Origin of the sequence: Pseudomonas sp. EpS/L25 (genome assembly GCF_001512295.1) — a bacterium.
Lineage (GTDB): Bacteria > Pseudomonadota > Gammaproteobacteria > Pseudomonadales > Pseudomonadaceae > Chryseomonas.
The window spans coordinates 889,062-911,519 of record NZ_LNUP01000002.1 but is presented as its reverse complement, the minus strand read 5'-3'; the positions used below and the strand labels follow the sequence as shown (position 1 = coordinate 911,519).

Sequence of the window (22,458 nt, the reverse complement as noted above, 5' to 3'; positions counted from 1 at the left end):
CGTCTGGCGGCGGCTGCCACCGGTGGCGCGAAGGGCGTCCCGACCGGTTTTCGGCACTGCATCACCGCCTGCCGAGGGCTTTCGAACACAGCCTGTGCAAAGAGCGAAATTCTAACACATTCAGGGATGTATCCGCCCCTGGCGATCACCTCAATGCAGGCGTCGGCGATTCATCAGCTCGGCCATCTTCTTGGCGTCCGGCCGCTCCACCACACCGCGCTCGGTGACGATGGCGTCGATGAGATCGGCCGGAGTGACGTCGAACACCGGATTGAAGGCCTCCACGCCGGCGGCGATGCGCTGCCCACCCACTTCCAGCAACTCATGACCGGCGCGCTCCTCGATGGGGATGTCGTCGCCGGACGCGAGTTTCATGTCGATGGTGGAGCTGGGCGCCACCACCATGAAGCGCACCCCGTGGTGCATGGCGATGACCGCCAGGTTGTAGGTACCGATCTTGTTGGCGACGTCGCCATTGGCGGTGATGCGATCGGCGCCGACGATCACCCAGGCGACGTTGCGCGTCTTCATCAGGTGCGCGGCGGCGGCGTCGGCGTTGAGACTGACCGGGATGCCCTCCCCGACCAGTTCCCAGGCGGTCAGGCGCGAGCCCTGCAGCCAGGGACGGGTCTCGTCGGCGTGGACGCATTCCACCAGGCCGTCCAGGTGCGCCGCGCGCAGCACACCCAGGGCGGTGCCGAAGCCACCGGTGGCCAGGGCGCCAGTGTTGCAGTGGGTGAGGAAGGTCTGCTTGCTGGCGTCGTGCTTGCGGATCAGCTCGACGCCCAGCTGGGCCATGGTCAGGTTGGCTTCGCGGTCGCTCAGGTGGATGGCCACGGCCTCGGCCTCCAGCGCCGCCAGGGCACCTTCGCCGGACGCCCGTGCCAGCCGCTCGCGCATGCGATTGAGGGCCCAGAACAGGTTGACCGCGGTGGGGCGCGAGGCCGCCAGCAGCTCGAAGTCGGCGGTCAGGGTCTCTTCCCAGTCTTCACCTGCCGCCGCGCGTTGCCGCGCGCCCAGCACCACGCCGTAGGCGGCGCTGATGCCGATGGCCGGGGCGCCGCGCACCAGCATGTCGCGGATGGCCTGGGCCACCTCGGCGGCGCTGTGGCAGGCGACCCAGTGTTCGCGCAGCGGCAACAGGCGCTGGTCGAGCAGGTGCAGGGCACCGTCCCGCCAGTCGATCGCCTTGATCTTTTCCGCCGCCAGCAGACGCTCTCGCATGATCTCTCCTCGACCTGAATCTGTAGCCCGCCAGTATACCGGCATCGGCGTGCGGATTTAGCGGTAGCGCCGCAAGGACCGCTATACTGCCGATTCGCCCCTCTTGGAACCGCCGCAGATGCCCACCCCCGCGCCCCTGGACCTCTTGTTGCTCCCCAGCTGGATCGTGCCGGTGGAGCCCGCCGGAGTGGTCCTGAGCGACTACGCCCTGGGCGTGCGCGACGGCTGCATCGCCCTGCTCGCCCCGCGCGCCGACGCCCTGCGCCATCCAGCCAGGGAAACCCGGGAGCTGCCCGGCAAGGTACTGATCCCCGGGCTGATCAACGCCCACGGCCATGCTGCCATGACGCTGTTCCGTGGCATGGCCGACGACCTGCCGCTGCAGACCTGGCTGCAGGACCATATCTGGCCCGCCGAGGGCCGCTGGGTCGACGAGGACTTCATCCGCGACGGCACCACCCTGGCCATCGCCGAGCAGATCCGTGGCGGCATCACCTGCTTCTCGGACATGTACTTCTATCCCCAGGTGGCCTGCGAGGCGATCCATCGCACCGGGGTGCGCGCCCAGGTCTGCCTGCCGATCCTCGACTTCCCGATTCCCGGCGCCCGCACCGCGGACGACATGATCCGGCGTGGCCTGGAGTTGTTCGACGACATGAAGCTGCACGAGCGCATCAGCGTGGCCTTCGGTCCCCATGCGCCCTATACCGTGGCCGATGCCAAGCTCGAACAGATCCTGGTACTGGCCGAGCAGTTGCAGGCACCGATCCAGATGCACGTGCACGAGACCGCCTTCGAAGTGGAACAGGCGCTGGAGCAGACCGGCGAGCGGCCACTCAGCCGGCTGCGCCGCCTGGGCCTGCTGGGGCCGCGCTTCCAGGCCGTGCACATGACCCAGGTGGACGACGAGGATCTGGAAAATCTGGTCGAGACCAACAGCCACGTCATCCACAGCCCGGAATCCAATCTCAAGCTGGCCAGCGGCTTCTGCCCGGTGGAGCGCCTCCGGCAGGCCGGCGTCAACGTCGCCATCGGCACCGACGGCGCGGCCAGCAACAACGACCTCGATCTGCTCGGCGAGACCCGCACCGCCGCCCTGCTGGCCAAGGCCGTCGCTGGCTCGGCCACGGCCCTGGATGCCCATGGCGCCCTGCGCATGGCCACCCTCAATGGCGCCCGCGCCCTGGGCCTGGAGCGTTGCCTGGGCTCGCTGGAAGTCGGCAAGGCCGCCGACCTGACCGCCATCGACCTCAGCGGCCTCGCCCAGCAGCCACTCTACGACCCCGTTTCGCAACTCATCTATGCCACCGGCCGCGACCGCGTCAGCGACGTCTGGGTCGGCGGCGTGCCGCTGCTGCGCCAGGGCGAACTCGTGCGCCTGGACGAGGCCGAACTCATAGCCAATGCGCAGCAGTGGGCCACCCGTATCCAGCAGGGCGCCTGACGCGCCCCGCTTCCTTGCCTCTGGAGAACGCCATGTCCAACGTCGATAACGCCGAGATCGCCAAGTTCGAGGCCCTCGCCTACCGCTGGTGGGATCGCGAGAGCGAATTCAAGCCGCTGCACGACATCAATCCGCTGCGCGTCAACTGGATCGACCAGCACGCGGGCCTCGCCGGCAAGAAGGTGCTGGACGTGGGCTGCGGTGGCGGCATCCTCAGCGAGGCCATGGCCCAGCGCGGCGCCCAGGTGACCGGCATCGACATGGCCGAGGCCCCCCTGGCCGTCGCCCGCCTGCATCAGTTGGAGTCCGGCGTGCCGGTGGAATACATCCAGGAGACCACCGAGGACCACGCGCGCAAGCACGCCGGTAGCTACGACGTGGTGACCTGCCTGGAGATGCTCGAACACGTGCCGGACCCCGCCTCGGTGATCAAGGCCTGCCACGACCTGGTCAAGCCGGGCGGCCAGGTGTTCTTCTCCACCATCAACCGCAATCCCAAGGCCTATCTGTTCGCCATCGTCGGCGCCGAATACGTGCTGCGCCTGCTGCCGCGCGGCACCCACGATTTCCGCAAGTTCATCCGTCCCGCGGAACTGGGGGCCTGGGCGCGCGCCGCCGGCCTCACTGTGCGCGACATCATCGGCCTCACCTACAACCCGCTGACCAAGAGATACAAGCTCGAAGGCGACGTGACGGTGAACTACATGGTGCGCACCCAGCGCGAGGATTGATCCATGCGTCTGCAAGCGGTCCTCTTCGACATGGACGGCACCCTGCTGGACACGGCGCCGGACTTCATCGCCATCCTCCAGGCCATGCGCCAGGACCAGGGTCTCCCGCCGGCCGATGAAGCGCGCCTGCGCGGCGTCATCTCCGGTGGTGCCAAGGCCATGATCCTGGCCGGCTTCGAGGTCGATCCGCTGGGCACCGAGCTGGAGCCGTTGCGCCTGGAATTCCTCGAGCGCTACCAGGAGCACTGCGCGGTGCATACCCGGCTGTTCGAGGGCATGGACGAGATCCTGCGCGACCTGGAGGCTGCCCGGCTGCGCTGGGGCGTGGTGACCAACAAGCCGGTGCGCTTCGCCGAGCCGATCATGCAGCGCCTCGGCCTGGCCGAGCGCTCGGCCTGCCTGGTCTGCCCGGATCACGTCACCCGCAGCAAGCCGGACCCGGAGATGGTGCTGCTGGCCTGCCGGCAACTGGACGTCGATCCCCAGACCGCCCTGTTCATCGGCGACGACCTGCGCGACATCGAGTCCGGTCGCGCGGCGGGCAGCAAGACGGTCGCGGCGCGCTACGGCTACATCCACCCCGACGACCATCCGGAGCATTGGGGCGCCGATGCCATCATCGACCACCCACTGGACTTGCGCCCCCTGCTCGATCGCGCGCTGTGCGGTTGCTAGGAAATTCCATGTTCGACTACCACGTCCCAGCCGATCTGCTCAGAGACCGCGTCATCCTGATCACCGGCGCCAACCGCGGCATTGGTGCCGCTTTGGCCAAGGGCTGCGCCGCGCTAGGTGCGCAGGTGATCCTCCACGGCCGCGATGTGGCGGCGCTGGATCAGGTGCGTGACGAGATCCTCGCCGCCGGTGGCCAGCCCGCGGAAACCCTGGTGCTGGACCTGGAACAGGCCGATGTCGCCGCCTATGCCGCCGTGGCACAGCGCCTATCGCAGCGTTTCGGACGTCTCGATGGCCTGGTGCACAACGCCGGCCTGCTCGGCCCGCGCGTATCTCTGGAAGAAACCCCGGCTTCGGCACTGGCGCAGGTGCTGAACGTCAACGTCCAGGCGGGTTTCGCCCTGACGCAGGCACTGTTACCGCTGCTCAAGGCCTCGAGCGATGCCTCCGTGATCTTCACGTCGAGCAGTGTCGGCCGCAAAGGTCGCGCGGGCTGGGGCGCCTATTCGGTGTCCAAGTTCGCCACCGAAGGGCTGATGCAGGTCTGGGCCGAGGAGCTGGCGGATGCCGGCATTCGGGTCAATAGCGTCAACCCGGGCGGCACCCGCACCGCCATGCGCGCGGCCGCCTATCCCGAGGAAGACCCCGTGCGCGTGCCTCTGCCGGAAGCCATCCTGCCGGTCTATCTCTACCTGCTCGGCCCGGCGGGCCAGGGCACCACCGGCCAGGCGCTCAACGCCCAATAGCGCTGCACTAGACGCGGAAGCGGCGGACCAGGGTGGTGAGTTCCTCACCCAGCGCGGCCAATTCACGACTGGCCGCTGCCGTTGCCGCCATCACTTCGCTGGTCTGGTCGGCACCATCACGGATGCGTGTCACGTTGACCGCGACCTCTTCCGCCACCGCGCTCTGCTGCACTGCCGCGGCGGCGATCTGCTGATTCTTCTGCTGGATGCTGGCCACCGCCGTGGCGATCTCGGCGAACGCCTGGCGAGTATCGGTCGCATTGTTCAGCGTGCCGGTCAGCAGCAGTTCGCTCTGCTGCATCCGTCCGACCGCTTCGCCACTGCCCCGCTGCAACACGGCGATGAGCTGCTCGATCTCCACGCTGGACTGCTGCGTGCGCTTGGCCAGGGCCCGTACCTCGTCGGCGACCACGGCGAACCCCCGCCCCTGGTCCCCGGCGCGCGCGGCCTCGATGGCGGCGTTGAGGGCCAGCAGGTTGGTCTGCTCGGCCACCGCCTTGATCACGTCGAGCACCGCACTGATCGCCTGGCTGTCGCGGGAGACGCCCTGCAGGCTTTCGGCCGCGGCCCGCACGTCCACGCCCAGCGTCTCGACACCGGCAAGACTCCGGCCGACCACGGCATGGCCATCGCTCACCCGGCGCTCAGCCTGGTCCACCGCCGTGGCGGCGCCCTCGGCATCCGCGGCGACGCTATGGGCGGTCGCGGCCAATTCCGCCATGGCCGCAGCGACCTGGTCGGTCTCCTCGCGCTGGCGCGTCATGCCCAGTTGCGCCTCGCGGGCCTGGTCGGTCAGCACCTCGACGGCCTGACCGAGGCGACCGATGCCACCCTGCAACTGCAGCACCATGTTGCGCAAGGCGGCTACCATGCTGGCGCTGGAGCGCTGCAATTGGCCGATCTCGTCAGTGCGATCGACCTTCAGCTCGACATCCAGGTCGCCCTCGGCGATCCGCTCGGCGGCGGCGATCACCTGGCGCAGCGGCCGGACGATGGCCAGGGTGATGAACAGCGCCGCCAGGGCCCCGACGATCAGCGCCAGCAGGGCGATACCGGCGATGGCCAGCAGGCGCTTGGTCATCATCGCCTGCAACTCGGCTTCCTGCTCCCCATAGAGGGCGTCGACGCGCTGCACGGCGGTCTGGGCCAGGTTGGTCATGCCGGCGCCGGCGATCTGCTCCTTGGCGAGGGCGGCGGAGTAGTCGCCGAGGCGCGTGGTGAATTCCTTGATGTTGGTGGAGACGTCCTGGATGACCGAGGAATAGGCTGGGTCGCTCAGTTGCGGCTCCACCTTGGCCAACTGCGCGAGGGCGGCGGTCGCCGAGGGCAACGGTGAATCATCCACACTGGACTTGCTGGCCCGCGCCTGGGCCTCGTCGAGGCTCTTGAGCATCAGCCGATAGAGTTCGCCCACCTGCTGCGAGAGTGCGAGCAACTCGGCGCCCTGCTTGCCCTGGGAGTCGCGCAGGGCGTAGGTACCGTCATCCAGCAGGCCGGACTGCAGGATGTCCAGGCTGTTGGCCGCCCCCTCCACCAGGAAGGTCGCGCCATCCATGGCCAGGTGCCGCGAGGTGTTGAGTCTTTCGAATTCGGTGAAGGCCGCACCATAGGCCTTGATGCTTTCCATGGCCGCCGAGACGCTCGCCGCGTCGGCGCTGCCCGCTTCGCCGGAGAGCCTGGAAAGTCCCGCCAGGACGTCGGGCAACGCCTTCTGCAGACGCTCGGACAACGCCTTGTCGCCAGTCAGCCGAAAGCCCTGCTCCAACGCCCGGACCTGCATCATCTGCCGATTGACCGCAGCCATGTCCTTGAGCGAGCCGAAACGATGCTCGACGTCCTTGAGCGCCAGCCCGCCCTGGACAGCCACCACCAGGGTCAGCAGCAGGACCAGACCGAACCCGACCGCCAGTTTCGTCGCGGTACGCCAATTGGCCAGCCGGTACCTCGCCATCCCATCCATACGGCTTCCCCAGAAGAATGAGTTCCACGCCGAGCTTTCGTCCGTGGAAACCTTTTCTTGAGGAGTGAACGCCGGAATCGGCCTGATCCGTCGCCAGCGGCTATGTACGGGTCGCTTTCGCGGATGGCCTTAGGCTCCGTACGAAAGGTCGCCGAGCGAAGGTCAGGCGAGGCGAAAAAGGCTGAGGAAGCGGATCGGACCCGCGCTCGGGTTTACGAGTGGTAAATGAGCATTCCGAAGCCTTTTTCAACGAAGCATCACCGAGCGCAGGCATTTTTCGTACAGAGCCTAGAGCCTGTTCATCATCTCGCGAGCTAGAGCCAAACCAGGCGCAACGACCAACGGGAGTAACAGCCAACGGCTGGCCCGTAGGGTGAGCGCCAGCGAATCAAAGGGCTGAACAAGCGGATCGGACCCGCGCTCGAGTTTGCGACTGGTCAATGAGCATGGCGACGGGGCCGCCCAGGTGGGGCTGGCCTTCCAGGCCCTTTTCAACGCCGCTTGGCCGACGCGCAGCAGATTTTGAACAGGCTCTCAGGCCAGCACGGGGATACTCAGCGTCCCGCGCGGGACTCCCGAATGTAGAAACGTGCCTTTTCCGCATTCTTCACGCAGCCATCGTAGGCCTCGACCTGCTGCTGCGTCTTGGCGGTGGACAGCAGCGCCAGCGCCTTGGAATAGCTCACCGTGCCGGAAAACCCCTCGGCCTTGGCCAGGTCCAGTTCCTGCCAGGCGGAACGGGTCTGGCTGGCGCAGCTATCACGATTGACCACCTTGCCCGAACAGCCGGCGAGCACGGCGAGTGCCAGGGCGGCAGACACCACGGGGACCAGTTTCGACTTCATCTTCTTCTCCTTGCGAGCTGGGGCGACTAGCCGAAAGCCTCGGATAGTCGCTGCGTAGACCGCTTTCGCGCGGCGCTGTTCAGCCGGCGCGGCGCAGATAATCGACCACCGCGGCCTGGTCGCCGCTGAACACCACGCGGGCTGCCTTGCTCTCGCGCTGGTAGGCGTACATGGGGTCGTAGTATTCCGCCAGCAGGCCCTCGATCCAGCCGCGATGGACCGCCACGTCACCCGAGCGTTCCTGTTCGGCCAGGGCCGCCTCCAGGATGGCCGACAACCGCTGGAAGCGTTCGCCACCCAGCCGCTTGGCGATGCCGGAGAGACTCTTGCGCAACTGCTCGGCGAACAGCGCGAAGCCCTGCTCCGGTCCGTGCAGGGCAATGAACTCCGCCGCCAGGTCGACGACGTAGTCGCGCAGGATGCGTTCGACGCGATTTTCCCGACTGTCGTCCAGCCAGACCAGCGGGAACTGCTGCATGCCCTGATGCAGTTCCAGCGGCAGCGAGCAGCGGCCGACCAGGCGCGATTCGTCCTCCAGGACGAACGACGTCTGTCCGGCATGGCGGCGCCGCAGCAGGTCGATGGCCAGGCGATTCTCGAAATCGATCTGCCCCGGCTGCGGCGTGGCGCGCTTGCCGAAACTGGAGCCGCGGTGATTGGCGTGGCCTTCGAGATCGACGGCATTGGCGAGCTGGGCGACCACCTCGGTCTTGCCGGTGCCGGTCATGCCGCCCACCACGACGAAGCGACACTCGGCGAGCGCCTGTTGCAGCGTCTCGATCAGGAAGGTCCGCATCGCCTTGTAGCCACCCACCACCCGTGGATAGGCGATGCCGCCCTCGCTGCGCAGCCACTGCTGGCTGATCTGCGAGCGCAGGCCGCCACGGAAGCAATAGAGATAACCCTCCGGATGGGCCTGGGCGAAGGCGGCCCAGGCCTGGATACGCTGCTCTTTCACCGCGCCGGACACCAGCTGATGCCCCAGCTCCAGCGCTGCCTGCTGGCCCTGCTGCTTGTAGCGGGTGCCGACGCGCTGGCGCTCCAGGTCGTTCATCAGTGGCAGGTTGGTGGCCATGGGAAAGGCGCCCTTGGCGAACTCCACCGGGGCGCGCACATCGATCAGCGGCACCTCGCTCAGGAACAGCGCCCGCAGGTCACGGGCATCCTCACGCTGGGTCATCAGGCCACCTCGACCGCATGGGCGCGCCGGGCCACCAGCCGGCCGATGGGCCGTAGGGCCAGACCCTGCTCGGCAGCCACCGCCTGGAACTCCGCCTCACCCTCGGGCGCGACGGCCACCAGCAGGCCGCCGCTGGTCTGGGGATCGCACAGCAGCTGGCGACGGCGCTCGTCGAGCGGGGCGATGCGGGCGCCGTAGCTGTCGAAGTTGCGCTCCGTCCCGCCGGGGACGCAGCCCTGGTCGAGATAGAAGTCCACCCCCGGCAACTGGGGGATGGCGGCGCAGTCGAGCTCCGCGGTCAGGCCGCTGCCATCGGCCATTTCCACCAGGTGGCCGAGCAGGCCGAAGCCGGTGACGTCGGTCATCGCCGTGACCCCCGCCAGGCGCCCGAAGCGGCTGCCGGGACGGTTGAGCTGGCACATGGTGTCACGCGCCAGGTGCTGGTCGGCCGGCCGCAGCAGGGCTCGCTTCTCGGCGGTGGTGAGGATGCCGATGCCCAGCGGCTTGGTCAGGTAGAGACGGCTGCCCAGGGTCGCGGTGTCGTTGCGCTTGAGATGGCGCTTTTCGACGATACCGGTGACCGCCAGGCCGAAGATCGGCTCGGGGGCATCGATGGAATGTCCGCCCGCCAGGGGGATGCCCGCGTCGTCGCACACCCGGCGCCCGCCGGCGATGACCTCACGGGCCACCTCGGGCGGCAGCACGTTGACCGGCCAGCCGAGGATGGCGATGGCCAGCAGGGGATCGCCGCCCATGGCATAGATGTCGCTGATCGCATTGGTGGCGGCGATGCGGCCGAAGTCGAAGGGATCGTCGACGATGGGCATGAAGAAATCGGTGGTGGACACCACGCCCCGCTCCTCGTCCAGGCCGTACACCGCGGCATCGTCGCGCGAGGCGTTGCCGACCCAGAGGCGCGGGTCCAGGTGCTGGGCACCGCTCCCCGCCAGGATGGTCTCCAGGGTCTTGGGAGCGATCTTGCAACCACAACCGGCGCCGTGGCTGTATTGGGTAAGGCGAATGGGATGGGACATGGGTACTCCGGATCAGCGTGGCACTCGGTCGACGAGCAGCGCGAAGGGTCGTCATAGTAGCAAAAGCCCGCCCAGCGGCGGCGAGGGCCACGCCTAGCAGATCGCCGGACAAAGCAAAAGGCCTGTTTTTCGGCGGTAATCCACAGTTGCTGTGGATAACCTCGTGGAAAACCTTCGACCGACCGCGGACAAGCGAGCGGGGATGCGGCGATGAACGATCTGGCGATTTTTTAGCCGCCTCGCCGACTATTTTTTTCCCGCGCAGGGTGGCGGTCGAAGGCGCCGTGCGTTATGGCCAGACTGAGCTAGCATTGGCGGTTTCCGTCAGTGCAACCTTCCGCATGTCCTCTCCCAGCCTTTCCTGCCGTTCGCCGTGGCAACGCGGCCTGCTCCTCGCCAGCCTCATGCTCATCGCCCTCAACCTGCGCCCGGCGCTGTCGAGCCTGGCGCCCCTGTTGCGCCAGATCGAAAGCAGCACCGGACTCTCCAGCAGCGCCATCGGGCTGCTCACCACCCTGCCCGTCCTCTGCCTGGGCCTGTTCGCCCCGCTGGCACCGCGCCTGGCCCGCCGCTGGGGCAGCGAACGTACCCTCGGCGCCGTCCTGGCGCTGCTGGCAGGCGGTATCGTCCTGCGCAGCCTGCTGCCGCCCACGGGTCTGTTCCTCGGCAGCCTGATCGCCGGGGCCTGCATCGGCATCCTCGGCGTCCTCCTGCCGGCCCTGGTCAAGCGCGACTTCCCCGCCCAGGCCGGCCAGCTGATGGGCCTCTACACCATGATGCTGTGCATTGGCGCGGCCCTGGCCGCCGGTGCCACCGCCCCCCTGGCCGAGGCCTTCGACGGGCGCTGGCAACCCGCCCTGGCGACCTGGGCGACGGTCGCCCTGGTCGCCCTGCTGGTGTGGCTACCGCAACTGCGCCAGCCGCCCAGCGTACCGGCCCGACGCCACGCGGGAGGTTCGCTGTGGCGCAATCGCCTGGCCTGGCAGATCACCCTCTACATGGGGCTGCAGTCATCCCTGGCCTATATCGTCTTCGGCTGGCTGCCCACGCTGTTGGTCGACCGTGGCCTCGGCACCGTGCAGGCCGGCGTGATGCTGTCGGGCTCGATACTGACCCAACTGGTCAGCGCCTTGACCGCACCCTGGCTCGCGACCCGTGGACGAGACCAACGCCTGGCCATCGTCCTGGTCATGGTCGCTACCCTCGCGGGTCTGCTGGGTTGCCTCTATGCGCCCTTGAAGACGCTATGGCTCTGGGCCGTGGTGCTGGGACTGGGCCAGGGCGGCACCTTCAGCCTGGCCCTCGCCCTGCTGGTATTGCGCTCGCGGGATGCGGAGACCGCCGGACGGCTTTCCGGCATGGCTCAGGGCGCGGGCTACAGCCTGGCGTCCCTCGGTCCACTGCTGGTCGGCATCCTCCACGACGCCACCCAGAGCTGGGCGCCCATGGGCGTGCTCTTCACCCTGATCGCCGTGCTGGCTACGCTGTGCGGCCTGGGCGCCGGGCGCACCCGCTACGTCAACGACGTCTAGTGTGGTGTTTCAGACGTTCGCGCAAGAATTGGCGAGAGATTTTTCTGTGTGGGCCAGGCGCCGCGACGAGTCATAGCAGGGCGATGGCGAGGAGTGGCAACGCCGCCCGCGCTAAAAGAGCGCCGTCAACATCGTGTAGATAACGTCTGAAACACCACACTAGGACCGCCGATAGAGACCGGCCGGCCGGCTCGCATCGCTCTGCAGCCGCGCAGCGCGAATGCCCGCCTGGCGCAGGGCATCCTGCCAGGCCTCGGCCTGGGCACCGCCCAGGATCACGGCCACGTCGCCATTGAGCGCCAGGGCCGCGGCCAGCCGCGCCACCCAGGGCTGCTCCGGCGCGGCGGTCAGCACCGGCAGCAGCACCTGACCATCGCGCTGCAGTTCCTTGAGCAGGGTACTGGCGCTGGGTAGCAGTGCGGGCAATGGCTGCGCGGACCGCAGGCGCTCGGCATGCAGGTAGCCGCGGCGATTGCCGCGGGTGATGCCGTAGAGCGTCAGCACCGTCTGCGGTTCGGCCAACTGCAGCACCAGCAGCCCCTGCTGATCGTCGGGGCCGTAGAGCATGGCCTCGCCGAGGATGCTGTTGGCGATGACATTGCTGGCACCGCAGTCGCGCCCTTCGCACCAGTAGAGCACGGTCGCGCCGTGCTGCTGCAGGCGTTGGCGCTCGGTGTCGAGGCGTGCCAGCGGCGGGTGACCGCTGGCCAGCTCGAAGGTCTGGGCCTGCAGCTCGCCTTCGATCTGCAGCGAATCCTCCAACCGCAGACGACCGCCGATGCGGCTGGCCGGCCCCAGGGGATAGAGGCGCTCCGTCACGGCCGGTCCGCTGTCGCGGACGAGCTGGGCGTGGTCGAAAGGTTCGAGTTCGGCCAGCACGGCTGCCTGCACCCCGCCCAGGGACGACAGCAGGCCAACCAGCAGCAGGCGGCGGGCAAGGATGAGAGATGGATCACAACGACGGCTAGGCATGCCGCATTATTCAGGCAGCCCGCCCCTGGCGGCAAAGAAGGCATTGAAACAATCTGCGACGGCCGCGGCACCCTCCTCGTCATCAAGGTGCAGATGATGACCGCCCGGCAGCTCATACAGATTGAAGGAAGGCTGTTCCCGAGCCAGCGCCATGGCTTCGGCATGGGGCGCCAGCAGACCGTTCGCGGCGATCACCAGCGCTACCGGGCAACGCACGGCGCGCACGCAGGCGCGGGCCTGCTCCGGGGTGAATCGCAGCCGGCTGGGCAGCCGTAGCGAAGGATCGGAACGCCATGTATAGCCGCCCGGCACCGCCATCAGGCCACGCTCGGCGAGCAACTCCGCGGCTTCCCGACTCACCGTCAGGGCGCCCGTCAGGCGGGCCGCCACGGCATCTTCCACCTGGGCATAGACCGGTTTGCGGCGATTGGGCAGCTCCCGCTCCGCCAGCAGTGCCTTGCCCAGCTTCTCGGGCACCTCGTCCGCCGGCGTGGTGTAGGGCAGCAGGCCATCGATCAACGCCAGCCGCTCGATCCGCTCCGGCAAGGCGGCCGCAGTGATCATGCCGACGATGGCGCCCATGGAATGGCCGAGCAGCCCGAAGCGTGCCCAGCCCAGTTGGTCGGCAGCGGCCAGGACGTCGAGCGCATAGTCCTGGATGGCGTAGCCGACGCCAGCCGGGCGATGTGCCGACAGTCCGTGTCCGGGCAGGTCCAGTGCGACGATGCGCAGCCCTGCCAGGCGTGGGGCGAGACGGGCGAAGGTCATGGCATTGTCCAGCCAGCCATGCAGCGCCAGTACCGGATAGCCATCCTCGGGGCCACACACTCGCGCGCTCAGCTCCACATGGGGCAGCTCCAGCCGCAACTCCTGGACATGAGCCGTCATGAGCGGTGTCCCGGACAGCCGGCCATGCTCAGGAGGCGTCCCGCTGCAGGGGCACCACGGCGACGGTCAGGCGCGACACGCAGGTCAGGCGCCCCTCCTCGTCGCTCAGGCGGATGTCCCAGACATGGCTGCTGCGGCCCAGGTGCAGGGGGCGGGCAACCGCGGTCACCCGCCCGGAACGCACGCCGCGCAGGTGATTGGCATTGATCTCCTGGCCCACGCAGTAGAAACGCGAGCGATCGACGCAGAGCATGCTGGCTATTGATCCGACGGTCTCGGCCAGGGCCACCGAGGCACCGCCATGCAGTAGCCCCATGGGCTGGTGGGTGCGCCGATCGACCACCATGCTGGCGGTGAGGCTGTCGTCGTCCCAGGCCTCGATGCGCATGTCCAGGTGTTGGCCGAGGGTATCGTCGAGCAGCCGGGTCAAGGCTTCGGGGTCGGGAGGGGTGTGCCAGATCGTCATGTCGCTTCCTTGAAGGTCGTCAGGCGTCGAAACGGCTGACCAGATCGAAGCCGCCCGCCAGTGGCAGCGGCGCTTCCAGAGAGAGCAGGCAGGCGGTACCCATGGGCACCGGTGCCTGCCGGTGCCCGTGTAGCAACCAACCGGCCAGCTCGCCGACGAAGGGATTGTGGGTCACCAGCAGCAGGCGTTCCACGCCCAGGCGCTCCAGCTCCTGCAACGCCCGCTCGGGCTGGCCTTCCGGGGTCGCCCAGGGGGCGCTGAGCAACTCGCCGGTCCAGGCCAACTGCCGCTGCACCAGCGCCGCCGTCTGCCGTGCCCGTACATAGGGACTGGCAAGGATCAGTTGCAGATCGGCCCGCTCCAGCTGCGCGGCACTGAGCACCACCGCTGCCTGGCCTGCCGGGGTCAGTTCGCGCAGTTCGTCGCTCGCCGCCCGCACCTCGGCCTCACCATGCCTGAGCAGCCAGAGCTTCATGGCGCGGTGGCGGAGCGGTCTTCGGGCAATTCTTCGGCCGGCCAGTCGGCGAAGGGCCAGGGCTTCGCCTCGCTGGCGAAGGTGCCGAAACGCACGATCTGCGCCAGATAGGTCGCCAGCGCGGCGCCGAAGCCGGTGAGGCCCGGATGGGGTTCGCCCTTGACCAGGCGCACCACCAGTTGCACCAGCACCACCATCGCCAGCACATACTGCGCGCCCAGCCAGACGAACAGGAACAGCAGCATCCAGATCAGGCGCAGGCCCAGCAGCTCGCGGGAATGCTCGGGTTGAGACATGGAAATTCCTCTTTTCGAACAGTGTAGCGTCTTAGCCGAAGGTAGCATCCACGACATCGACATCCGTCTTGGGCTCGCCGCCCATCAGGGCCTCGATCACCTGCCCCAGGCTGCGACCCTGGAACAGGATGGCATAGAGGCCATTGACCAGGGGCATGTAGACGCCCAGCTCATCCGCCTTTTCCTTGAGCACGCGCAGGGTGTTGACGCCCTCGGCGGTCTCGCCGATCTGCGCCACCGCTTCGTCCAGGCTCAGCCCACGACCCAGGGCATGGCCCACCCGGTAGTTGCGACTCTTCTCCGACGAGCAGGTCACGATCAGGTCCCCTACCCCGGCCAGGCCCAGGTAGGTGATGGGGTTGGCGCCACGCTGCACGGCGAAACGGGTCATCTCCGCCAGGGCGCGGGTGATCAGCATGCTGCGGGTGTTCTCGCCCATTTCCAGCGCCGCGGCCATGCCGGCGATGATGGCGTAGACGTTCTTCAAGGCACCGGCCAGCTCCACGCCGAGGCGGTCGGCGCTGGCATAGACGCGGAAGGTGCGACCGTGCAGCGCGGCCTGCACCCGGCGGCAGACCTCCTCGTCCTCGCTCGCCACCACGGTGGCGGTGAGCTGGTGCTCGGCGATCTCGCGGGCGAGATTGGGGCCGGAGATGATGCCGATGCGCGCCCGCGGCACGATCTCCGCGAGGATCTCGCTCATCAGCATGAAGGAATGCGCCTCGATGCCCTTGGTGGTGCTGACCAGGAAGCGGCCTTCCAGCTGGGTGGCGATGGGAGCCAGGGCCTGGCGCAGGGCGCTCGACGGCAGCGCCACCAGCACCAGCTCGCAGTCGGCGATGGCGCCCTGCAGGTCGCTGGTCGCCTCGACCGCGGCGTGCACCTTGATACCCTTCAGGTAACGGGGATTCTCGCGCTCGCGACGGATGGTCTCGGCCTGCTGCGGATCGCGCATCCACAGGCGTACTGGCAGCCCGTTCTCGGCGACCAGATTGGCCAGGGCGGTACCGAAACTGCCGCCGCCCAGGACGGCGATGGGGGATTGGACTGTCATCGAAACTCTCGTCTTCACCGCGATCGCGCGGCCTCGTCGCCAGTATACGGCAGCCGCTCGCGCGGCTCAGAGCCTGTTCATGATCTGCTGCGCGTCGGCCAAACGGCGTTGAAAAGCCCTTCGGAATGCTCATTTACCACTCGTAAACTCCGCTTCCTCAGGCCTTTGATTCGCTGGCGCTCACCCTTCGGGCCAGCCTTCGGCTGTTACTCCCGTTGGTCATTGCGCCTTGTCTGGCTCTAGCTCGCGAGAGCCTGAACAGGCTCACAGGATGGAGAATTGACTGCGGAAAGTGCACAATGGTCCGTTAACGAGCGGGGCGCTGGCCTGTGACTTTCCCCATGCCCCGGCAGTCTACTGCTACACGAAGCCATACCCAGAGCGACCATTGGAGTCGCCAGAGCCTGGACCTAGGCCAGCTACAGGAGCTTGCATGACCAAACAACACGCCTTTACCTACGAAGACTTGCTGCGCTGCAGCCGTGGCGAGCTCTTCGGGCCGGGTAACGCCCAACTGCCCGCGCCGAACATGCTCATGATCGATCGGATCGTGCATATCAGCGAGGTAGGCGGGAAATACGGCAAGGGCGAACTGGTGGCGGAACTCGATATCCGTCCCGATCTCTGGTTCTTCGGTTGCCACTTCGAAGGCGATCCGGTGATGCCGGGCTGCCTGGGCCTGGACGCCATGTGGCAGCTGGTCGGCTTCTACCTCGGCTGGCAGGGCAATCCGGGTCGCGGTCGCGCCCTGGGCTCCGGCGAAGTGAAGTTCTTCGGCCAGGTACTGCCGACCGCCAAGAAGGTCACCTACAATATCCATATCAAACGCACCATCAACAGGTCGCTGATTCTCGCCATCGCCGATGGCACCGTAAGCGTGGACGGCCGCGAGATCTACTCCGCCGAAGGTCTGCGCGTCGGCCTGTTCACTTCCACCGATAGCTTCTAAGGGCTTTTCGCATGCGTCGCGTCGTCATTACCGGTCTGGGTATCGTTTCGTGCCTGGGCAATGATAAAGACACCGTTTCCGCCAACCTGCGCGCGGGCCGTGCCGGCATCCGTCACAATCCGGAATATGCCGAGATGGGTCTGCGCAGTCAGGTTTCCGGTTCCATCGACCTGAACCTCGAAGAATTGATCGACCGCAAGGTCAAGCGCTTCGTCGGCGATGCCGCCGCCTACGCCTACCTGGCGATGGAGCAGGCGATCAAGGATTCCGGCCTGTCCGAAGAGCAGGTGTCCAACCCCCGTACCGGCCTGATCGCCGGTTCCGGTGGCGCTTCCACCTTCAACCAGATGGAAGCCCTGGACATCCTGCGCGAGAAGGGCGTCAAGCGCGTCGGTCCCTACCGCGTGACCCGGACCATGAGCAGCACGGTCTCCGCCTGCCTGGCCACTCCCTTCAAGATCAAGGGCCTGAACTACTCCGTGGCCTCGGCCTGCGCCACCAGTGCCCACTGCATCGGCCTGGCCATGGAGCAGATCCAGCTCGGCAAGCAGGACGTGGTCTTCGCCGGCGGCGGCGAGGAAGAGCACTGGACCCAGAGCATGCTGTTCGATGCCATGGGCGCGCTCTCCAGCGACTACAACGAGACCCCGGAAAAGGCTTCCCGTGCCTACGACAGCAAGCGTGACGGTTTCGTCATCGCCGGCGGCGGCGGCATGGTGGTGGTCGAGGAGCTCGAACACGCCCTGGCCCGTGGCGCCAAGATCTACGCCGAGATCGTCGGCTACGGCGCGACTTCCGATGGCTACGACATGGTGGCCCCGAGTGGCGAAGGCGCCATCCGCTGCATGCAGCAGGCGCTGTCCACCGTCGATGGCGAGATCGACTACCTGAACACCCATGGCACCTCCACGCCGGTGGGCGACGTGGCCGAGATCAAGGGCGTGCGTGCCGTGTTCGGCGACAAGGCGCCGGCCATCAGCTCCACCAAGAGCCTGTCGGGTCACTCCCTGGGCGCGGCCGGTGTGCACGAGGCCATCTACTGCATGCTGATGATGGAAGGTAACTTCATCGCCGGCTCGGCCAACATCGACGAGCTGGATCCGGAGGTCGCCGACCTGCCGATCCTGCGCGAGACCAAGGAAGACGCCAAGCTGGACCTCATCATGAGCAACAGCTTCGGCTTCGGCGGCACCAACGCCACCCTCGTGCTCAAGCGCTGGCAGGGCTGATAGCCCTCGCTCGTGTGACCCGAACGGCGCCTCTGGCGCCGTTTTTCATTTCTGCTCCCTGCTCGGCTGAACCGGTCACGAGCCCCGCGGTCGAAGGCGCCAGCGCTTCGGCTGCGAACCCGCAGGAAGAATGGATTCAGCAGCGCGAATAGCTTACTCTCGCGCCGCTTTGCTGTGCCTGCACAGCCGCCATAGACAGCGCTGTCCGACTATCTCGGGCAGATACAAGAAACCGTCGTACCCATGGAGCCCCAATGCACAATCAAAACCAGAGCTACCGCGGACCCCTGATCGTCCTCACCATGCTGTTCTTCATGTGGGGCCTGATCACCTCGCTGAACGACATCCTCATCCCCCACCTCAAGGCGGTCTTCACCCTCAGCTATCTGCAGGCCTCGCTGATCCAGTTCTGCTTCTTCACCGCCTACTTCATCGTCTCCTTCCCGGCGGGTCGCCTGGTGGAGAGCCTGGGCTACAAGAAGGGCATCATCGTCGGCCTGATCACCGCCGGCGTGGGCTGCGTGCTCTTCTACCCTGCCGCTGGAGCCCACTCCTACGGCTTCTTCCTGACCGCCCTGTTCGTCCTGGCGGCCGGTATCACCGTGCTGCAGGTGGCGGCCAATCCCTATGTCACCATCCTCGGCAAGCCGGAAACCGCGGCCTCGCGCCTCAACCTGACCCAGGCCTTCAACTCTCTGGGTACCACCGTCGGCCCGCTGGTGGGCGCGGTGACCATCCTGGCCCTGGTGGGTGAAGACTCCGCCGCCCATTCGGTGCAACTGCCCTACCTGATCCTGGCCGGCATGCTGGTCGCCCTGGCCGTCATCATCGGCCTGTTCCGCCTGCCGCAGATCAAGGACACCGAACAGGACAACGCCACCGACGAGAATGCCCTGACCGCCAACAGCGTCTGGGCCTATCGCCATTTGTTGCTCGGCGTGGTCGGCATCTTCATGTACGTGGGTGCGGAAGTGTCCATCGGCAGCTACCTGGTGAGCCTGATGGAGAGCCCGGACGTGGCCAGCCTGGATGCCGCCACCGCCGCCAAGTACCTGTCCCTCTACTGGGGTGGCGCCATGGTCGGTCGCTTCATCGGCGGTGTGATCATGACCAAGGTGCGGCCGAACCTGGTGCTGAGCTTCAACGCCATCGCCATCGGCGTGCTGCTGGCCGTGGCCGTCCTGCAGGGCGGCAAGGTCGCCATGTGGGCGCTGCTGGCCATCGGCTTCTTCAACTCCATCATGTTCCCGACCATCTTCTCCCTGGCGCTCAAGGGCCTGGGCAAGTTCACCTCCAAGGGTTCGGGCCTGCTGTGCATGGGGATCGTCGGCGGCGCCCTGGTGCCGGCCATCCAGGGCTACTTCGCCGATACCATCGGCCTGCTGCCCTCCTTCCTGATCCCGCTGGTCTGCTACCTCTACATCCTGTTCTACGGCGTGATGGGCTACCGCCCCACCCTGCGTCGCTGATCCACCCCGAAGCGCTGGCGCCCCGCCAGCGCTTCACCCCTCCTCCTGCTCTTCCCGTTTCTTCCCCCCGCCTCAAGCTTCCGCAACCGACCTGTCACCATCCCGGATGGCGCGCTGCCCTCGCCGGCCTGACGTCACTGCCCATCCCTTCAGCCACACCCTGGCCCGCGGTGCGACAACATCGGGTGTCCTCGCCCTGCGTCCTGCGATCGCCCGCGGGCCCGTAAGCCCTCTCGCTGGCACTCAGCAGCAGCCGACGCAGCCTCCCGGCAGGGCCGTACCGGAGCCAGCCGAGCACCCGGGCTTGAGGCCCGCCACAACCCCATCGCCCCTGCCCCGGCCAAATCGCAGGCAAAAGAAAACGCCCGCATCTCTCGACACGGGCGTTTCGGTGTTGCGGGAGAGCGGCTCGGGGAGCGGCCCTCGGCTAGGCTCAGGCGGTCTGACGCGCTTCCTCGATCTCGACGAAGTTCGGGCCGCGGGACAGCTCGGTCTTCAGGGTCTGCTCGTCCAGCTGGCCGCACCACTTGGCGACCACGATGGAGGCCACGCCGTTGCCGACCAGGTTGGTCAGGGCACGGGCTTCGGACATGAAGCGGTCGATACCCAGGATCAGCGCCAGGCCAGCGACCGGTACGTGACCGACGGCGGACAGGGTAGCGGCCAGCACGATGAAGCCGCTACCGGTGACGCCGGCAGCGCCCTTGGAGGAGATTAGCAGCACCAGCAGCAGGGTGATCTGGTGGGTGATGTCCATCTGGGTGTTGGTGGCCTGGGCGATGAACACGGCGGCCATGGTCAGGTAGATGGAGGTGCCGTCGAGGTTGAAGGAGTAGCCGGTGGGGATCACCAGGCCAACCACCGACTTCTCGGCGCCCAGCTTCTGCATCTTGGTCAGCATGCGCGGCAGGGCGGACTCGGAGGACGAGGTACCCAGCACGATCAGCAGTTCTTCACGGATGTACTTGATGAACTTGAGGATGCTGAAGCCGTGCAGGCGCGCCACGGCACCCAGCACCACCAGCACGAACAGCAGGCAGGTGATGTAGAAGCAGGCCATGAGGTAGCCCAGCTGCACCAGGGTGCCGACGCCGTACTTGCCGATGGTGAACGCCATGGCACCGAAGGCGCCGATGGGGGCGAGCTTCATGATGACGTTGATGATGTTGAAGAAGACGTGGGAGATACGGTCGATGAAGTTGAACACCAGTTGACCGGTCTCGCCCAGGCGATGCAGGGCGTAGCCGAACAGCACGGCGAAGAACAGCACCTGGAGGATCTCACCGGTGGCGAAGGCGTTGACCACCGTCGACGGGATGATGTTCAGCAGGAAGTCGATGGTGCTCTGCTTCTCGCCAGCCGCGGCGTAGGCCGCGATGCCCTTGGTGTCCAGGGTACTGACGTCGACGTTCATGCCGGCGCCCGGCTGGACGACGTTGACCACGATCAGGCCGATCAGCAGTGCGATGGTGGAGAAGATTTCGAAGTACAGCAGGGCCATGCCGCCGGTCTTGCCGACCGCCTTCATGTTCTGCATGCCGGCGATCCCCGTCACCACGGTGCAGAAGATGATGGGCGCGATGACCATCTTGATCAGCTTGATGAAACCGTCGCCCAGCGGCTTCATGGCGGCGCCGGTCTGGGGATAGAAGTGGCCGAGCAGCACACCCAGAATGATGGCGACGATCACCTGGAAGTACAGACTTTTGTAGAGGGGTCGTTTGACGGGCAGCTTGGGCGCGGGAGCGGTAGTAGTTGTTGTGTCGACGGTTGCTGTCATGGCTCTTTCCCTTGTGGCCACTACCTGACGTCCTGTCTCGAGTGGGCACCTGACTGAAAGTGGCTCTCTCATCCTGAGAGCTTTTTGTTGTGGACCCGATGGCCGCGCGACGGTGACACCGGTATCTGCCGGTAGCTAAGCAATAGCCGTTCCACTTTTGCCTGCGCAAGCAAATGGCCAGCTTTCATGCACCTTTCAGTCGAAAGTCTAGTGGCGAAACCAGGGCGGGACTCCGCCACCCGACGAAAGTGGGCGGAAATCCCCCATCGTCCCAGGCGGTTTTCCGCCCATGAAGGATCGGTAGTCGGCTATCCTCGGCAGCCTTTCGCGGAACTGCGGTATGAACCGCCACTTCCCTGGCCAGGTAGAATGCCGGATCACCCTGCCACCGTACCCACCATGCAAGTGAAGGATCTACCGGGCTGCTGCACCCTGCCCGCCCCCCTCGCCCCCCTGGGCGAAGACCTGGCGTCGCTGGAGGTCTTCTGCTGCCGCTTCGATGCCACCCAGGTCGACTTCGAGCGCGACACCTCGCGCCTGGGCGTGCAGCCACCGGACAACCTCTGGCGCGCCGTGGCCAAACGCCAGGCCGAATACCTCGCGGGTCGTCTCTGCGCCCGGGAAGCCCTGCGGCGCCTGACCGGCAGCGCCATGGTCCCCGGGCACCGCAGCCAGGACCGCGGCCCGGCCTGGCCGACGGGCCAGGTGGGCGCCATCACCCATAGCCATGGCTGGGCCGCGGCGGCGGTGGCTCAGCGGCAGGAGTACCTGGGCATAGGCCTGGACGCCGAGTCGCTGCTCGAACCCGCCAAGGCCCTGCGCCTGGTCGACCAGATCCTCACCCCGGCCGAACTCGCGCGCCTGCATCCCCTCGACGAAAGCGAGCAAGCCTTGGCCATCACCCTGGCCTTTTCGGCCAAGGAGAGTCTGTTCAAGGCCCTTCATCCCCAGGTGCAACGGATGTTCTTCTTCCAGGACGCCGAGATCCTCGCGTGGGACCTCGCCGCCGGCCGCTTCGCCATCCGCCTGCTCAGCGACCTGTCCCCGCGCTGGAGCGCCGGAGCCGAGCTGAGTGGTCACTTCCAGCTGGACGACGAGCAGCGGCTGCTGACGCTATTGGCCGTGCGCGCCCAGGACCACGCCGACGTCCACCTGGCTATATAAGGAAGGCGACAGTGGTCAGGATGAAAAGGCGCCGAGGCGGAAGGTCGCACCGTCTATCTACCGTTTTCTTATGTCGGCAGGGGCGCTCATAGCGAACCGGTATATCCCGCGACTTTTCTGGATGCGACAGGGGCGGGAACTGTACGTTATTTGACCAGCAGGCTCTAAGGCCGGAGTTCGCGAGGGCTGGCCTGGGCCCACCCCCAGGATACCCCCCAGCGCCGAACAGCTTATCCACTCGTTATCCACAGCCGAAAACGTGATAAACGCGACATCTAGTGGCCAGTAGCGCATCGCACCACCATATATAGCAGTTCGTCGGGGGTGGCTGGGACGGCGAAACAC

Annotated in this window: 20 protein-coding genes and 2 pseudogenes; 9 read left to right on the top strand and 13 right to left on the bottom strand. The window is 66.8% G+C overall.

The window, feature by feature from the left end:
• Nucleotides 1-150 precede the first annotated feature (150 nt).
• Nucleotides 151-1,224 carry an S-methyl-5-thioribose-1-phosphate isomerase gene (gene mtnA, locus AR540_RS05280; protein WP_059226775.1) on the bottom strand — a complete coding sequence of 358 codons (1,074 nt, stop codon included), beginning with the start codon at nucleotides 1,222-1,224 and terminating at the stop codon, nucleotides 151-153.
• Nucleotides 1,225-1,342: 118 nt separating this feature from the next.
• Between mtnA and AR540_RS05275 the strand changes: the two genes are divergently transcribed.
• Genes AR540_RS05275 through AR540_RS05260 form a run of 4 tightly spaced genes read left to right on the top strand, consistent with a single transcriptional unit; the run spans nucleotide 1,343 to nucleotide 4,820 of the window.
• Nucleotides 1,343-2,668 (top strand): TRZ/ATZ family hydrolase, encoded by a 1,326-nt coding sequence (locus tag AR540_RS05275; RefSeq protein ID WP_059226774.1) that lies wholly within the window; start codon nucleotides 1,343-1,345, stop codon nucleotides 2,666-2,668.
• Between the two features lie 32 nt (nucleotides 2,669-2,700).
• On the top strand, nucleotides 2,701-3,399 hold the full coding sequence (ubiG, locus tag AR540_RS05270) for a bifunctional 2-polyprenyl-6-hydroxyphenol methylase/3-demethylubiquinol 3-O-methyltransferase UbiG (RefSeq protein WP_059226773.1): 699 nt from the start codon (nucleotides 2,701-2,703) through the stop codon (nucleotides 3,397-3,399).
• A 3-nt stretch (nucleotides 3,400-3,402) separates the two neighbouring features.
• Nucleotides 3,403-4,074, top strand: coding sequence for an N-acetylmuramic acid 6-phosphate phosphatase MupP (gene mupP, locus AR540_RS05265; RefSeq protein WP_059226772.1), 672 nt, complete (start codon nucleotides 3,403-3,405; stop codon nucleotides 4,072-4,074).
• An 8-nt stretch (nucleotides 4,075-4,082) separates the two neighbouring features.
• A complete protein-coding gene (locus tag AR540_RS05260) occupies nucleotides 4,083-4,820 on the top strand; it encodes a YciK family oxidoreductase (RefSeq protein WP_059226771.1) in 738 nt (245 codons plus the stop codon).
• 7 nt (nucleotides 4,821-4,827) lie between these two features.
• Here AR540_RS05260 and AR540_RS26365 read toward each other — a convergent pair.
• The 5 genes and pseudogenes from AR540_RS26365 to selD all read right to left on the bottom strand — a co-directional run.
• A pseudogene (locus AR540_RS26365) lies at nucleotides 4,828-5,343 on the bottom strand (methyl-accepting chemotaxis protein); the annotation flags it as partial.
• Nucleotides 5,344-5,712: 369 nt separating this feature from the next.
• Nucleotides 5,713-5,901, bottom strand: a pseudogene (locus tag AR540_RS26360) (HAMP domain-containing protein); the annotation flags it as partial.
• 1,433 nt (nucleotides 5,902-7,334) lie between these two features.
• On the bottom strand, nucleotides 7,335-7,625 hold the full coding sequence (locus AR540_RS05250) for a hypothetical protein (protein ID WP_059226769.1): 291 nt from the start codon (nucleotides 7,623-7,625) through the stop codon (nucleotides 7,335-7,337).
• Nucleotides 7,626-7,704: 79 nt separating this feature from the next.
• Nucleotides 7,705-8,805, bottom strand: coding sequence for a tRNA 2-selenouridine(34) synthase MnmH (gene mnmH, locus AR540_RS05245; protein ID WP_059226768.1), 1,101 nt, complete (start codon nucleotides 8,803-8,805; stop codon nucleotides 7,705-7,707).
• On the bottom strand, nucleotides 8,805-9,839 hold the full coding sequence (gene selD, locus AR540_RS05240) for a selenide, water dikinase SelD (protein ID WP_059226767.1): 1,035 nt from the start codon (nucleotides 9,837-9,839) through the stop codon (nucleotides 8,805-8,807). The genes mnmH and selD overlap by 1 nt, the downstream gene beginning before the upstream one ends.
• A 341-nt stretch (nucleotides 9,840-10,180) precedes the next feature.
• On the opposite strand from selD, the gene AR540_RS05235 reads away from it, so the two are divergent.
• Complete coding sequence (locus AR540_RS05235; RefSeq protein ID WP_236712008.1) at nucleotides 10,181-11,371, top strand: CynX/NimT family MFS transporter; 1,191 nt, start codon at nucleotides 10,181-10,183, stop codon at nucleotides 11,369-11,371.
• Nucleotides 11,372-11,530: 159 nt separating this feature from the next.
• Here the strand turns inward: AR540_RS05235 and AR540_RS05230 are convergent, their stop codons facing one another.
• From AR540_RS05230 to AR540_RS05205, 6 genes are read right to left on the bottom strand one after another with little or no spacing between them, the layout of a single operon-like run.
• Nucleotides 11,531-12,343, bottom strand: a complete 813-nt coding sequence (locus tag AR540_RS05230) for a DUF4892 domain-containing protein (protein WP_059226765.1) — start codon at nucleotides 12,341-12,343, stop codon at nucleotides 11,531-11,533.
• Nucleotides 12,344-12,349: 6 nt separating this feature from the next.
• Nucleotides 12,350-13,231, bottom strand: a complete 882-nt coding sequence (locus AR540_RS05225; protein ID WP_059226764.1) for an alpha/beta fold hydrolase — start codon at nucleotides 13,229-13,231, stop codon at nucleotides 12,350-12,352.
• A 28-nt stretch (nucleotides 13,232-13,259) separates the two neighbouring features.
• The gene (locus AR540_RS05220) at nucleotides 13,260-13,697 is read right to left on the bottom strand and encodes a hotdog fold thioesterase (protein WP_059226763.1); all 438 of its coding nucleotides are present in this window, start codon (nucleotides 13,695-13,697) and stop codon (nucleotides 13,260-13,262) included.
• A 19-nt stretch (nucleotides 13,698-13,716) separates the two neighbouring features.
• On the bottom strand, nucleotides 13,717-14,172 hold the full coding sequence (sixA, locus tag AR540_RS05215) for a phosphohistidine phosphatase SixA (protein ID WP_059226762.1): 456 nt from the start codon (nucleotides 14,170-14,172) through the stop codon (nucleotides 13,717-13,719).
• Complete coding sequence (locus AR540_RS05210; protein ID WP_059226761.1) at nucleotides 14,169-14,468, bottom strand: DUF4389 domain-containing protein; 300 nt, start codon at nucleotides 14,466-14,468, stop codon at nucleotides 14,169-14,171. The genes sixA and AR540_RS05210 overlap by 4 nt, the downstream gene beginning before the upstream one ends.
• 31 nt (nucleotides 14,469-14,499) lie before the next feature.
• The gene (locus AR540_RS05205; RefSeq protein ID WP_059226760.1) at nucleotides 14,500-15,522 is read right to left on the bottom strand and encodes an NAD(P)H-dependent glycerol-3-phosphate dehydrogenase; all 1,023 of its coding nucleotides are present in this window, start codon (nucleotides 15,520-15,522) and stop codon (nucleotides 14,500-14,502) included.
• Between the two features lie 433 nt (nucleotides 15,523-15,955).
• On the opposite strand from AR540_RS05205, the gene fabA reads away from it, so the two are divergent.
• The 3 genes from fabA to AR540_RS05190 all read left to right on the top strand — a co-directional run bounded on the left by fabA (nucleotide 15,956) and on the right by AR540_RS05190 (nucleotide 19,169).
• Nucleotides 15,956-16,471: a 3-hydroxyacyl-[acyl-carrier-protein] dehydratase FabA gene (gene fabA, locus AR540_RS05200; RefSeq protein WP_058761548.1), complete on the top strand. Its 516-nt coding sequence runs from the start codon at nucleotides 15,956-15,958 to the stop codon at nucleotides 16,469-16,471.
• An 11-nt stretch (nucleotides 16,472-16,482) separates the two neighbouring features.
• Complete coding sequence (fabB, locus tag AR540_RS05195) at nucleotides 16,483-17,700, top strand: beta-ketoacyl-ACP synthase I (RefSeq protein WP_059226759.1); 1,218 nt, start codon at nucleotides 16,483-16,485, stop codon at nucleotides 17,698-17,700.
• A gap of 254 nt (nucleotides 17,701-17,954) precedes the next feature.
• Nucleotides 17,955-19,169 (top strand): sugar MFS transporter, encoded by a 1,215-nt coding sequence (locus tag AR540_RS05190; protein WP_059226758.1) that lies wholly within the window; start codon nucleotides 17,955-17,957, stop codon nucleotides 19,167-19,169.
• 433 nt (nucleotides 19,170-19,602) lie between these two features.
• Here the strand turns inward: AR540_RS05190 and AR540_RS05185 are convergent, their stop codons facing one another.
• Nucleotides 19,603-20,949, bottom strand: coding sequence for a dicarboxylate/amino acid:cation symporter (locus AR540_RS05185; RefSeq protein WP_059226757.1), 1,347 nt, complete (start codon nucleotides 20,947-20,949; stop codon nucleotides 19,603-19,605).
• 405 nt (nucleotides 20,950-21,354) lie between these two features.
• Between AR540_RS05185 and AR540_RS05180 the strand changes: the two genes are divergently transcribed.
• Nucleotides 21,355-22,113: a 4'-phosphopantetheinyl transferase family protein gene (locus AR540_RS05180; RefSeq protein WP_442963766.1), complete on the top strand. Its 759-nt coding sequence runs from the start codon at nucleotides 21,355-21,357 to the stop codon at nucleotides 22,111-22,113.
• The last annotated feature ends 345 nt before the right edge of the window (nucleotides 22,114-22,458 follow it).